The sequence below is a fragment of the Bartonella sp. TT110JLCBS genome, assembly GCF_042193405.1.
Taxonomy (GTDB): Bacteria; Pseudomonadota; Alphaproteobacteria; order Rhizobiales; family Rhizobiaceae; genus Bartonella.
In genome coordinates, this window is the sequence record NZ_JBHILT010000004.1 from 67,229 (window position 1) to 81,808 (window position 14,580).

Sequence of the window (14,580 nt, forward strand, 5' to 3'; positions counted from 1 at the left end):
ACTGTTTTTTTAGAATTACAATGCGTTTAACTGCTTTAATGCAAAAGGAAGGTATAAGTTTTGTGAAAAAAATACAAATGAGCAGCTTTTTATTCTCTCGTGGTGGAATAAACTATGTGTTTTTCTCATCTTTTGTTATAATTACACTGAATACAGTATTAGGAAAGGATAGCAATACCCATATTGATGGTCAATTGCGACATGTAAATTGAAGGTCAAGATGGTTATGACTGTTATAGAACAGAGTATTTTACGAATTAAAATTTTGGAGTTTATACGATGGCTGGTAGCCTTAATAAAGTTATTTTGATTGGTAATCTTGGTGCGGATCCTGAAATCCGCCGTTTAAATTCTGGTGATCAAGTGGCAAATCTGCGTATTGCTACTTCAGAAAGTTGGCGCGATCGGAATACAAATGAGCGAAAAGAACGCACTGAGTGGCATAGTATTGTTATTTTTAATGAAAACCTTGTCAAAGTTGCAGAGCAATATTTAAAAAAAGGCAGCAAAATTTATATTGAGGGGCAGTTACAGACACGAAAATGGCAAGATCAAAATGGAAATGACCGTTATACAACAGAGATTGTTTTGCAAAAGTACCGTGGCGAATTACAAATGCTTGATGGGCGGGGAGCTGCGAGCGGGGAGCAAGGAGTAAGTCAAGGCGGGAGTTATAGTGGTGGTTTTGCCGATAGTCATTCAAATCAGAGAAATACTTTTGGTCAAAACAATAATCAATTGGGAGAAAGTTTTTCACACAAATTAGATGATGACGTCCCTTTTTAGGAGTCTTTAAATTGCAGTATTATGATCATTTTATGGTTTGTTTGTTTCAGATTTTTGAAGTTTAGCAAAATAAAAATTGTTCATTATTATTGGTAATTTAAAATATAAATTAATAACATCTTGAAAAGTATTGTTAAATTTCTTTTTTGTTATGGGAGAGAAATTAGCATTTTGGTGTATTTTTCGCTATAAATAAAGTGAAATGATTCTTTTTTGAAAGTTTTGAAACTGTGACCGATCTTACTCCACACCCAGAACGTGATGTGCTAACCGGTATTGAACCAATCAGTATTATTGATGAGATGCAACGCTCCTATCTCGATTATGCGATGAGCGTGATTGTTTCACGTGCACTTCCTGATGTCCGTGATGGTCTTAAGCCTGTTCATCGACGTATCCTTCATGCTATGAATGAGATGGGGCTTTCTTTCAATAAGTCGTATCGTAAATCTGCTGGTGTTGTTGGTGAGGTTATGGGGAAATTTCATCCCCATGGTGATGCTTCAATTTACGATGCATTAGTGCGTATGGCGCAGGACTTTTCTTTAAGAAATCCATTAATTGATGGTCAGGGAAATTTTGGTTCCGTTGATGGTGATCCACCTGCGGCCATGCGCTATACTGAGTGTCGTTTAGAAAAAGTTTCAGAAGAACTGTTAGCTGATATTGATAAAGATACTGTTGATTTTCAGGATAATTACGATGGGCGTGAACGTGAACCGGTTGTCTTACCAGCACGTTTTCCTAATCTTTTGGTCAATGGATCCGGTGGAATTGCTGTGGGAATGGCAACCAATATTCCGCCCCATAATCTTGGTGAAATTGTTGATGCGTGTATCGCTTTGATTGATAATCCCGATATCACACTCGATAAAATAATTGAAATCGTTCCTGGTCCAGATTTTCCTACAGGGGGCATTATCCTCGGCCATTCTGGTGTTCGTGCAGCTTATGAAACAGGGCGTGGCTCAATTATTATGCGCGCTAAAGTTGAGATCGAAGAAATTCGCAGTGGTCGACAGGCAATCATTGTGAGTGAGATCCCTTATCAAGTTAATAAGGCAACGATGATTGAGAAAATGGCCGAATTGGTGCGTGATAAACGCATTGAGGGAATTTCTGATTTGCGTGACGAATCGGATCGTGATGGATATCGGGTCGTTATTGAGCTGAAGAAAGATGTTGTTGCGGAAGTTGTTTTAAACCAATTATATCGGTATACGCCGCTACAAACTTCCTTTGGTTGTAATATGGTTGCTTTGAATGGAGGAAAACCCGAACAGATGACGTTGCTTGATATGCTTCGTGCATTTGTTTCTTTTCGGGAAGAAGTCGTCAGTCGGCGAACAAAATATCTTTTGCGTAAAGCGCGTGAACGGGCCCATGTTTTGGTTGGTCTTGCCCTTGCTGTTGCCAATATTGATGAAATTATAGCGCTTATTCGCAAAGCTCCTGATCCGCAGACAGCACGTGCACAGTTAATGGAGCGACGCTGGCCGGCGATGGATGTTGCGCCTTTGATTAAACTTATTGATGATCCTCGTCATATTATTCATGAGGATGGTACTTATAATCTCTCTGAAGAACAGGCGCGTGCTATTTTAGAATTGCGTTTGCAACGATTGACAGCCCTTGGGCGTGATGAAATCGCTGATGAATTGAATAAAATTGGCGTGGATATCGCTGACTATCTTGAGATCTTGGCATCACGCGTACGCATTATGTCTATTGTTAAGGATGAGTTGAGTGCTCTTCGTGAGGAATTTGCAACGCCGCGACGTACCGTATTTGGTTTTGGTAGCGCTGAGATGGAGAGTGAAGATCTGATCGCACCAGAGGATATGGTGGTAACGGTAAGCCATAGTGGTTATATTAAGCGTGTGCCTCTTAATACCTATCGTGCACAGCGACGTGGTGGTAAGGGGCGTTCTGGTATGTCCACGAAGGATGAGGATTTTGTAACGCGGTTGTTTGTGGCCAATACGCATACTCCGGTTCTTTTCTTTTCATCACGTGGGATTGTTTATAAGGAAAAAGTTTGGCGATTGCCGCTGGGGACACCCCAATCGCGTGGGCGGGCTTTGATCAATATGCTTCCTTTACAACAAGGTGAGCGTATTACAACGATTATGCCTTTGCCTGAAGATGAAGCGAGCTGGAGTGCATTAGATATTATGTTTGCGACAACACGTGGAACTGTGCGTCGTAATAAATTATCAGATTTCGTTCAGGTTAATCGTAATGGTAAAATTGCGATGAAACTTGATGAAGAAGATGAAATTCTTTCTGTTGAAACCTGTACAGAACATGATGATGTTGTTCTAACAACAGCCAATGGACAATGTATCCGTTTTCCAGTTATAGATGTTCGCGTCTTCGCGGGGCGTAATTCTGTGGGGGTTCGTGGTATCAATTTGGCTAAAGGTGATAAAGTCATTTCGATGACAATTTTAGAGCATGTCGAGGCGACGTCCATTGAGCGTTCTGCTTATATTAAACGTGTAATAAATGAACGGCGTGCTTCTGGTGCAGATGCTGATGTTGAAGATGTTATAACTCTTGATGAAGAAGATGGGGGTGCTGAAACAGAGTTAACAGATGAACGTTATGCAGAACTTCATACACGTGAACAAATGCTTTTGACAGTGAGTGAGTTTGGTTATGGTAAACGCTCTTCTTCCTATGAGTTCCGGATTTCGGGACGTGGCGGAAAAGGGATTCGTGCAACAGATCCATCTAAAACAGCTGAAATTGGTAAATTAGTAGCGGCTTTTCCGGTGAAAGCGCAGGATCAAATTATGTTGGTATCAGATGGGGGACAACTTATTCGTGTCCCTGTTGAGGGAATTCGTACTGCTGGGCGCTCAACTAAGGGTGTTACAATTTTTAATACAGCCAAAGGTGAAAGAGTCGTATCGGTTGAACGTATTTCTGAACCTGAAGATGATACGAGTTCATTAGATGATGAAGGTGAGAAGCATTCTGATACAGTTGATATGAGCGAAGAAAAATAATTTTGAAGAGGAAGGAGTAAAGTCATGAAAATTGCTCTTTACGCAGGTTCTTTTGATCCTCTTACAAACGGTCATCTTGATGTTTTAAAAGGGTGTTTTGTGTTAGCTGATAAGGTGGTCGTCGCTATAGGCATACAGGGTAACAAAAAAGCACTCTTTAGCTTTGAAGAGCGTGTTGGTTTTATTACCCAAGTAGGGAAAGACTTTTTCGGTGCAGATTTTAATCGGTTACAGGTTCTTTCATTTAATAACCTTCTCATTGACAAGGCACGTGAAGTTGGTGCTTCATTTCTCATTCGCGGATTGCGTGATGGTACTGATCTTGATTATGAAATGCAAATGGCAGGGATGAATGGCATTCTGGCTCCTGAATTGCAAACTGTTTTTTTGCCGGCAAGTGTTTCTGGGCGTGCGATAACCTCTACATTGGTTCGTCAAATTGCCTCTATGGGAGGTGATGTGACACCATTTGTGCCGCCCAATATTGCACAAGCTTTGCGCTCGAAATTCCAGTCTTTAGAGGAGAATAATTGTGTCTCGTAGAATTTTTGCTGTTTTGATATGTGTGTTTTGTTTTTTTTCATTGTCCGCTGTCGCTGGTAATCCTAGCCCAGCAAGTGATGCAAGCCTTCTTGTTTTATCTCTCAAAGATGGTGATGTCATTATTCGTCTGCGTCCTGATTTGGCGCCAAAGCATGTTGCGCAAATCAAAAGATTAACAGAGGAGGGGGCCTATAATAATGTTGTGTTTCATCGCGTTATTCCTAATTTCATGGCGCAAACTGGTGATGTAGAATTTGGAAAAAAAGGCAGTAAAGATTTTGATTTGAAACGCGTTGGTATGGGGGGCTCAAATTATCCTAATATACCGGCAGAGTTTTCAAAGCAGCCGTTTAAGCGTGGTACAGTTGGGATGGCACGGTCACAAGATCCGGATTCCGCAAATTCTCAATTCTTCATTTGTTTTGATGATGCTGATTTTTTAAACGGTCAGTATACGGTTGTTGGAGAGGTTATAAAGGGAATGGATGTTGTTGATAAAATAAAAAAAGGTACGACAAGTAATAATGGATCTGTAAAAAATCCTGATGTTATTAATGCTGCTACTTTACAAGTTGAAAAATGAATCAAGGGAGCTTTCCATATGGCTGAGAATAAAAATCCAGAGAATACTTTAATTCTTGAAACAACAAAGGGCAGAGTTGTTATTGAGCTTTTTGCTGATTTAGCACCTTGTCATGTTGCACGTATTAAAGAACTCGCCCGTGAAGGTGCTTATGATAATGTTATTTTCCATCGTGTTATTGATGGTTTTATGGCGCAAACAGGGGATGTACAATTTGGAAAAAAAGATAGTGATAAATTCGATTTATCACGTGCTGGTATGGGGGGAGCAGAAAAACCAAATTTAACAGCAGAGTTTTCAAATCTTTCTCATAAGCGTGGTACAGTTTCTATGGCACGGAGTCAGAATCCAAATTCTGCTAACTCTCAGTTTTTTATTTGTTTTGCAGATGCTCCGTGGCTTGATCGTCAATATTCCATATGGGGACAGGTTGTTGAAGGTATGGAAAATGTTGATAAAATTAAACGTGGTGAACCTGTTGTAGAGCCCGATGCAATTACCAAAGCTGTTATTGCTGCGGATGTAGAGTAGTATAAATTATACTAATTTCAATTGTAAGTTTCTAAGAAAAAAATATTCTTTTCTGATCAATAAAGGCACACGAAACTCTTTTGTAGTATCACGCTTTACCTTTTATAATTTCGAGCTAAGCATTGTCCATATATTTCCTTCAATCGGATCTTCCTGAAGAATATAACGCAAAGGATTTGTAAAATACCTGTCAAAATAAGAAAACGTAAAGTCTGTTGTATTATGGTTGTTGTTTGGCAAAGTGTTTTATAAAAAATTCGGCATTTCTCTTCAATCCATTGCCGCTCTTAATGGTTTTATGATGTTACTTTCTTAAGAGAGCGTGTGCTTTTGTTTTCTGCTCGTAAATCAACATCCAATTCTAATGCAGAAGCATGTTTGAAACACATATTAAGACAGATAAGAGCTTTACTAGCTCATCCAGTTTTCTTAGCAAAGTGGAAAACCAGCATTTATATATATTGGCGTAATCTTTAAAATAAGAAGACAGTTTAATCTTAGAAGAATATAAAGGTACAGAAGTGAAACAAATGGCTAGTCTTGCCATCTCTTTTTTAATTCAACTTTACTTTTTTTAAGTATCTAACGCAATATCTTTTAAATAATGAAGATTATGCATGGACTTACGCTTTTATTTTTCTCGTTTTTTAATAGAGGAATGCTCCAAACGGAATACACTTGTGTTGCGTATTTACGTGTTTTTTTAAGAAGCATTTCTTAGTACATATCAACATTCACTTCCACGATGACATTCATGGCGTGTATAGTTTTAAAGCTATAAATAGTATAAAATCTATTATGCACCACCACCTTTAAAGCTTGTGAAGGAACAAACGGGTACCATCATACGCTTTTTCAGCCTCTAATGTTACGATAGAGCTTTTGGTATTTGAGAATCTTTACAAAAAGCATTTTTAGTTTTTTAAAGTATTTTTATTTACACGTTAATTTCTTTTGTGAATTATCTCCAATGTCAAGAGCTATCTTAATATTGTGAGTGGATAAATGATTATGCTCATTTGTGCTGTTATTAAGCGTGAGGATCGCAGTACCCAATAGATGAAAAATTTTTATCTGTAAAAGTTAAAGAATATTGTAAGTTGTACAATGCGTTCAGAATTTTCTTTTGTGCGCACAAAGTTATTGCTTATGGAAGTATGTGAGGATGAAATTATTGTGATAATAATTTTGCAGTTCTGTTAAGGTTTTAGTGCGTTAAGCGTAGGTATTTTGAGGTGTGATATTATAAGGATTTTACTCTTTTTCTGGAGCTAGATTATCACTTTTATTATGGTGATTTCTTAACAAGAAATGTTCTTTTATCTCGTTTAATTTTTTATGCTGGGTACAATATTGAGCGAATCAAGAATTAATTCATAAAATTTATAACAATGTTCGTAAGGGAGATACCTTTTCTCTTTACTATAGAGATATGCATTGATGGAATCAAAAAGACGAGAGTTATGATAAAGACATTTCATTATAGAAAAATTGCTCAAGATGGGTATGCACGTCGAGGCGAAATTATAACGGGGAGAGGGTGCGTCCGTACACCCGCATTCATGCCAGTTGGGACGGCAGGAACCGTTAAGGCTATGTATATGGATCAAATACGTGATCTTGGTGCAGATATCATTTTGGGGAATACTTATCATTTAATGTTACGTCCAGGAGCTGAACGTGTTGCGCGTTTGGGAGGATTACATGAATTTTCACGCTGGAGCGGGCCTATTTTAACCGATTCTGGTGGCTTCCAGGTTATGTCATTGGCGGGAATCCGTAAAATTACTGAACAAGGTGTGATTTTTCGCTCTTACATTAATGGAGCCTACTATGAAATGAGTCCAGAACGTTCTATCGAAATTCAAGGACTTCTTGATGCGGATATTCAGATGCAATTGGATCAATGTATTGCATTACCTGCCACTGAAAAAGAAATGGAAGAAGCTATGGAACTTTCATTGCGGTGGGCGCAACGTTGTAAAACGGCTTTTGGAGATCAGCCAGATAAAGCATTGTTTGGGATTGTTCAAGGTGGTGATAATATGAAACTGCGTGAACGTTCTGCTCAAGCATTAAAAGAAATGGATTTAAAAGGTTACGCTATTGGAGGGCTTGCTGTTGGTGAGCCGCAGAGTGTTATGACAGCAGTATTGGATACTACTTGTCCGATTTTACCAGAGGATAAACCACGCTATCTTATGGGAGTAGGGACACCTGATGATATTTTACAAAGTGTTGCTCGTGGTGTTGATATGTTTGATTGTGTTATGCCAACGCGTGCAGGACGTCATGGTTTAGCTTTTACCCGCTTTGGTAGAATTAATTTGCGTAATGCGCGTTATGCAGAAGATCCCCATCCTCTTGATCCACAGTCACTTTGTCCAGCAGCAAATGATTATAGTTGTGCTTATTTGCATCATTTGATTAAATCTGGTGAATCTCTTGGGGGGATGTTGTTGACTTGGAATAATCTTTTTTATTATCAGCAACTGATGCAGGGAATTCGTGATGCTATTGAAGAAGGCTGTTATGCTGATTTTTGCGCTGAAACGCGTGCTCTATGGGCACAAGGACGCTAAAATATTAATCGTACTATAGTACTTCATTTTTTTATTGAATTTATTCTCGCATTTACAAATTTAGCTAAAAATATGAAATTAGAAATATCTTCCAAAATTATAAAACTCCACTATCTTAAGATATAACAGTGCGGTTTTATAAGGACACATATTCTTGTTCTAATTACTAGATAAAAACAGAAACTGTTACTCCGGTACGCGCTACCTGATCCGGAGAAAAACAGTTTTTCTGTTTCTGATTACTGTTTACAGCAACAATGTTAATGAGGCGTTAGCGAACTCTTAAAGAAGTATGAAAATTGTATTTTTATGAGCTACTTTGTGTTTTTTATTACTAAAGGTAAAGAATGGATTATATACAATCGAACAGATAAATTTTTAGAAAATTAAAATAAGCTTATAATATTTAAAATGTTATAATTTTATGTTGTTATTATTTTTATATCTTAATATAAATATTATTTACAATATATTTATGTAATATTATTAATATTATAAAACTAAAAAACTATACATTTGATATCATGAAAAATAAATATTAATTAATATATTTATAAAATATAAATAAATATATTAAAACAAAACTTATTATATTTACTTTATGATTTTTTTATAGAATTTATCTGAAAATAATCATAATATATTTGCGTGAATATTTTAATTTACAGATAGTGAGTTAGATATCTGATGCGATTCCTCTGTGAGGGAGGGGGAAAGATGCCTAAAAGAGGATATTTAATAAATCTAGAAACCAAGCACTATTATCATGAGAATTTTTAAAAGACTCTATAATAATTTATAAGAATGGCCTAAAGTTGAAATTATAGCTTATCGATTTGGGGGATCTGCATTTAGGTAGCAAAAATAAAGCAACAATAATTGGGGGAGAAGTTTTATCTTTGTATCAAGATAATGATGAGATATTGTTCACTTGTTTGAAATGCATTATTCAGCAAATTTTAGAATTATTTATAGGGTATAGTATATCGTTGTAAAATAAAGTTTTCACTGTAAAATTTCAACGGCTGAAAAGAGGAGACAAAGTTTATTATCTGGTATATCTGATAGAAATAGGTGAATGTGAATACGTCTATGACCTTGAGGTTTTCAAAGATTTTCCATTAAAGAATCTTACTTAAAACTCCATAAAATGCTTTATATATAAAAATATTTCTAAAACTTTATTGGGGACTATTGGGCATGCGTATAACAATGTTTTGAATTTTTGTTTGTGTGTATTACAGATATTTACAGTTAAAACTCCTATCCAGAAGTGATGATATGAGGGATTCTTATCAACAAAAGGTTCTTGTATTGGGAATTGATTCGAGAATACGACGTTTAATAATTTTAGCTCTTGCCGTGGGCAGTTTTGCTATTGGTACTGCAGAGTTTGTTGCAATGGGGCTACTGCCAGAGATGGCACGAAGTTCCTATGTTGATATTCCTACCGCTGGTCAATATATTTCTGCTTATGCATTAGGAGTTGTGATTGGAGCACCTCTTTTAGCTGTGGCAACAGCTCAGGTATCACGCAAAATTGTTTTGATAGGCTTGATGTTTTTTTATGCCTTAGCAAATATTGCTAGTGCCTTTTTTTCTGATTTTAGCATATTAGTAGTATTACGTTTTCTCAGTGGACTTCCTCATGGAATCTATTTTGGACTTGCGGCTATGGTTGCCTCTTCAATGGTAGAAATGAAAGAACGTTCTAAAGCTGTTGGCTATGTTATGCTTGGCTTAACAATTGCAACCGTTCTGGGAGCACCAAGTGCTACTTGGATGGGACAACTTATTGGTTGGCAGTTTGCTTTTATTCTTGTGGGGATGATTGCTTTATTATGTTGTTTGCTTATTTGGAATTTTTTGCCTTGTGATTCAAATGCTCAAAAAACGAGCCCTTTACGCGAAATGAATGCATTAAAGCAAAAGCAGGTGTGGCTTCTTTTGCTGATGGTTTCGGTGGGAGCGTCAGGATTATTTTCTGTTTTCACTTATATTAAGTCAACATTAATGCATATTTCTGGGGTTTCACTTGAGTGGGTACCATTTATTATGCCGTTAGTTGGATTGGGGATGGTGGTAGGAAATCTCTTGGGTCCTAAATTGGCTGTTAAAATTGGCATTTCACCGATGATATTTTTCTCTATGCTTTGGAGTGTATTGGTTTTTTTTCTTTTTTTCTTTTTATCCTATGCTCCGTTAACGGCAGCAATAGGATGCTTTTTTGTTGGAACTTCTTTTGCTGCTATGCCTTCTATACAAACAAAAATTATGGATGTTGCATTACAAGGACAGATTTTGGCAGGAGCATTAATGCAGTCTGCTTTTAATATTGCCAATGCTCTTGGTGCAGAATCTGGAGCATTAGTTTTAAAATTGGGCTATAGTTATGAATATACAGCTGTTTTAGGAAGTGTTCTAACTTTGTGTGGATTAATGGTTTTTTGCGTCTCATGGTATATGGAGAAGCATGCTTAATTATTTTTCATTTTTAAAATGAAGAAGGTATTGTTATATTTATTTAATTATTGGAATGTCCTGTTGGATTTTTAAACATGCAGTAAGAAATGCGCAGCGCTAATGGAATAGCAAGACAAAATAAAAGACCAATGAGCACTATAAGAAGAGTTTTTGCTGCTAAGATCATTCCTATTGTTCCTCCAGGATTAAATAGTCCGGCAAGATTGGTGATAACTCCGGCTAGAGTTGCACTTAAGGCCGCTGAAAATAGTTGTACAGAGGTAAGGGATTCACTGGCACGTAGAGCATCTTCATCATTTGCACATTGTAAGATCCGTGTGAGCAAATGGGGCCATGCTATGCCCGCACTGATTCCAATAGAAAATAGTGCTAAGCAGATAATAAAAATATATTCAAATGTGGAAACTTCTGTTGGTATGAGCCATAAAAGAATAGCTATGCCCAACAGTTTTAATAGGGGGGAGTATATAATGATATTGCGAATTTTTTTTGCCGATACACCAACACTTGAAAGGGATCCACATGTCCACCCTAGGCTCATAAGTGCTGCTATATAACCAGCAATAAGTGGAGCTTGTCCATGAAGCTCTTGAAGAAAAAGTGGAAGATAAAGCTCTATACTATATACGACTGTCGTCATAACGAGGATTAATGCGTAAACAGAAAAAATTTCAGAAGAGAAAGAAAAGGATTTGTGCGGCAACATAGGGTGAAGGGTAGAAGATTCGATTTTTGCTAGAACAAAGAGAAGACTAAGTCCGATGACTAATCCGAAAATTTTTGCCATTGTCGTGTCCATAGCTCCTCCAACAGAAATAATAAAAATCAATAAGGTGAGTGTGAAAAGCTGGAGAAGAGGGAAAGGGGATGTTGGAACATAATTTTCATTCTTTTTGGGTAAAAATTTAAAGGCTATGAGTGAGAAGAATATAGCTAATGCGCCAATGATCCAAAAAGATGCTCTCCATAGGCCATAATATACAGAAATTCCTCCGATTGCTGGTCCTAACAAGGTTGATATTCCCCACATTCCAGAGATAACACTTAATGCCTGAGACCATAAAGATGGGCTGAAAATAATACGTACCATGGAATAGGATAGAGATAACAAAGAACCACTTCCCAATCCTTGAATAAAGCGTCCTATTAAAAATAATGGCATAGATGAAGAAATGCTGCACAAGAAAGTGCCTAAGGTAAAGATAAGTCCAGAGATAACATAAGCGTTGCGAGGACCTAGTTTCCCTAATATTTTTGTTGCAAGAGAAGTACCAAGGAGTGAAGCTGTAATAAAGACAGTCGCCACCCAAGAATAATATTCATTACCAAGATGATTCATAAGGGAAGGTAAAATAGTAATAACAATATAAACATTGGTAGCGTGTAATACAACACCACCTGTAAATGTTAAAAAGCAAAGACCATTTTTACCCAATAAAAGCGCAGACCAGCTTTGTTTTTTCACCGTTTTTTGCTATTTAATAAAAATTTATCCTCTTTTTACTTATAAGGTACTTCTTTGAATTTGCCAAGAGAAATTCAAAGCTCTAAACAGAGCTTTGAATTTTTAATTTAAGTAATAACTTAATTGTCCATTGCCTTTTTGAGTTTCTCATCAATTTTATCGAGGAAACCTGTTGTAGAAAGCCATTTTTGTTTAGGTCCAATCAAAAGTGCGAGATCTTTAGTCATAAAACCTTCTTCGACGGTTTTAATACAAACTTCTTCCAATGTCGTGGAAAAGTTTTTTAATTTCTCATTGTTATCTAGTTTAGCACGGTGTGCCAGTCCACGCGTCCATGCAAAAATGGATGCAATAGAATTTGTTGATGTTTCTTCACCTTTTTGATGCTGACGATAATGGCGTGTTACGGTGCCGTGTGCTGCCTCTGCTTCAACAATTTTACCGTCAGGTGTCATGAGAACAGAAGTCATCAGACCAAGAGAACCAAAGCCTTGGGCAACAATATCAGATTGGACATCACCATCATAGTTTTTACATGCCCATACGTATCCACCTGACCACTTTAATGCAGAAGCAACCATATCATCAATAAGACGGTGTTCGTAATATAATTTACGGTTGTCAAATTCAGTTTTAAATTCCGTATCGAATATTTCTTGAAATATATCTTTAAAACGACCATCGTAAGCTTTTAGAATGGTATTTTTTGTTGAAAGATAAACTGGAACATTCCGTTGTAGTCCATAATTAAAGGATGCGCGGGCAAAAGCACGAATTGACTCATCAAGGTTATACATAGCCATGGCAACCCCTGCGCTTGGAGCATCAAAAACATCATGTTCAATAACTTGATTGTCATCACCTACAAATTTAATACTTAATTTCCCTTTTCCTGGAAATTTAAAATCTGTTGCCTTGTATTGATCGCCAAAAGCGTGACGTCCTATAATAATTGGCTTTGTCCAGTTAGGAATAAGGCGAGGGACATTTTTACAGATAATGGGTTCGCGAAAAATGACTCCTCCTAAAATATTGCGGATTGTACCATTAGGTGATTTCCACATTTTTTTTAGGTTAAATTCTTTAACGCGTGCCTCATCAGGTGTGATGGTTGCGCATTTTATACCAACTCCATATTCTTTGATAGCATTGGCAGAATCGATTGTTACTTGATCATTGGTTGCATCACGATTTTCGACGGAAAGATCATAATACTTTAGATCAATATCGAGGTAGGGATGGATTAATTTATCTTTGATATATTTCCAGATGATGCGGGTCATCTCATCCCCATCAAGTTCAACAACGGGGTTTTCTACTTTGATCTTTACCATTAGAAATCCTTTTTCTTTTAAGCGATACGACTTTATAACACTTTCAAGTTTATAATGAAAAGTAAAAACAAGGGAAAAAAGCATTCAAATATGAGCTTTTAGAATATATTATCAATAGAGTGTAAAATTTTGTTGGAGGGTTTAATCTTTGAAAAGAAGTGATGTGTTTATAAATCTATAAGTATTCTATGATTGATGAAGAATCTGTTTAATAGATAAGGTAGTTAGATCACCGAGGGATGGGGATTATGCGTTTTTATTATCAGAGATTCCATTTAATAATTTGATCGTATTCTGAATTATAGTTTCTTGATTTGTTGTGTGAGGTGAATAAGCATCTATTTTTTATATCGCTATTTCAACTCTAAGATTACGGTTTGTTTATTTATAAAAAGTTTAATGTGATAACAAAGGTACTGTAATTAGAAATGCTTCATGTAAAATGCGTTTGGGATAAACTTCAGTTTTGAGGGTTGGAAAAAACGTATAAATGATGCGGCTGGTTTTAATTTAAAAATTAACAGCATACGCAAGAATATGATTTATAAAATTACCGTATCGCGAACTAGAATACTCTAATTCTTATATTTTATAGATTCTTATTGTTATTAACTGTGCGCAGTAAAGCACTATCCTCGAAATGCAACAAAGAAATTAATCACCTAATGATTAATGATTCTTGTATCCTTTTTATAAAGAGATTCCTTTTAAAATCTTATTCCCTAACTTTTATCCACGTACCCCGTACCTTTAAAAAAGATCTATAAAATCAATAGATTGTGTACAGTAAAAAGAAACATGGTACGCCCAAGGGGAATCGAACCCCTGTTTCCGCCGTGAAAGGGCGATGTCCTAACCGCTAGACGATGGGCGCAAACCAATGATGAGGCTTATAGAGAGGATCTTTTTACTTCGCAAGCCCTCTGTGTCATTTTTTTTGAAAAAAGTGTGTTTTATTGAATAATTTTTGAAAAACTCTTGTTTAAATCATCTTATTTTCTAAGATTTTTTGTAGAAAAAATGTAAAGTTATCATCATTGATAGAAAGTTTTTATGTGGGTATCATCTCAGCAAATGATATTTGCATTTATTTTCAGTTTGAAAAGTAGGCAAAAATGATCAAAACAGCATTTTAAATGTATTTATTTTTTACATATTTTATCGTTTGTTATCTTTGTTGTCACATGAGAATATTATTTAACTTGCTTGAAAGAGCCTTTATACGGAAGATTTCTCATTTGAGCTTATCATAAAGCAA

At 36.4% G+C, this 14,580-nt stretch carries 9 protein-coding genes and 1 tRNA gene; 7 read left to right on the plus strand and 3 right to left on the minus strand.

Annotated elements, in window-relative coordinates:
- Nucleotides 1–279 precede the first annotated feature (279 nt).
- From ssb to ACFILW_RS03125, 7 genes are all read left to right on the plus strand, one after another.
- Nucleotides 280–786 (plus strand): single-stranded DNA-binding protein, encoded by a 507-nt coding sequence (gene ssb, locus ACFILW_RS03095; protein WP_375645829.1) that lies wholly within the window; start codon nt 280–282, stop codon nt 784–786.
- A gap of 230 nt (nt 787–1,016) precedes the next feature.
- Nucleotides 1,017–3,800 carry a DNA gyrase subunit A gene (gene gyrA, locus ACFILW_RS03100; RefSeq protein ID WP_375685155.1) on the plus strand — a complete coding sequence of 928 codons (2,784 nt, stop codon included), beginning with the start codon at nt 1,017–1,019 and terminating at the stop codon, nt 3,798–3,800.
- 24 nt (nt 3,801–3,824) lie between these two features.
- Nucleotides 3,825–4,343, plus strand: coding sequence for a pantetheine-phosphate adenylyltransferase (coaD, locus tag ACFILW_RS03105; protein WP_375622382.1), 519 nt, complete (start codon nt 3,825–3,827; stop codon nt 4,341–4,343).
- Nucleotides 4,333–4,926: a peptidylprolyl isomerase gene (locus tag ACFILW_RS03110; protein WP_375622383.1), complete on the plus strand. Its 594-nt coding sequence runs from the start codon at nt 4,333–4,335 to the stop codon at nt 4,924–4,926. The genes coaD and ACFILW_RS03110 overlap by 11 nt, the downstream gene beginning before the upstream one ends.
- 18 nt (nt 4,927–4,944) lie before the next feature.
- Nucleotides 4,945–5,457, plus strand: a complete 513-nt coding sequence (locus tag ACFILW_RS03115; RefSeq protein ID WP_375622384.1) for a peptidylprolyl isomerase — start codon at nt 4,945–4,947, stop codon at nt 5,455–5,457.
- A gap of 1,463 nt (nt 5,458–6,920) precedes the next feature.
- Nucleotides 6,921–8,039 carry a tRNA guanosine(34) transglycosylase Tgt gene (gene tgt / locus ACFILW_RS03120; protein WP_375685156.1) on the plus strand — a complete coding sequence of 373 codons (1,119 nt, stop codon included), beginning with the start codon at nt 6,921–6,923 and terminating at the stop codon, nt 8,037–8,039.
- A 1,281-nt stretch (nt 8,040–9,320) separates the two neighbouring features.
- Nucleotides 9,321–10,520, plus strand: a complete 1,200-nt coding sequence (locus ACFILW_RS03125; RefSeq protein WP_375685157.1) for an MFS transporter — start codon at nt 9,321–9,323, stop codon at nt 10,518–10,520.
- A gap of 43 nt (nt 10,521–10,563) precedes the next feature.
- Here the strand turns inward: ACFILW_RS03125 and ACFILW_RS03130 are convergent, their stop codons facing one another.
- The 3 genes from ACFILW_RS03130 to ACFILW_RS03140 all read right to left on the minus strand — a co-directional run bounded on the left by ACFILW_RS03130 (nt 10,564) and on the right by ACFILW_RS03140 (nt 14,196).
- Complete coding sequence (locus tag ACFILW_RS03130) at nt 10,564–11,988, minus strand: MFS transporter (RefSeq protein WP_375685158.1); 1,425 nt, start codon at nt 11,986–11,988, stop codon at nt 10,564–10,566.
- Nucleotides 11,989–12,107: 119 nt separating this feature from the next.
- Nucleotides 12,108–13,322: an NADP-dependent isocitrate dehydrogenase gene (locus ACFILW_RS03135; RefSeq protein ID WP_375685159.1), complete on the minus strand. Its 1,215-nt coding sequence runs from the start codon at nt 13,320–13,322 to the stop codon at nt 12,108–12,110.
- A 799-nt stretch (nt 13,323–14,121) separates the two neighbouring features.
- Nucleotides 14,122–14,196, minus strand: a tRNA-Glu gene (locus ACFILW_RS03140).
- Between the last annotated feature and the right edge of the window lie 384 nt (nt 14,197–14,580).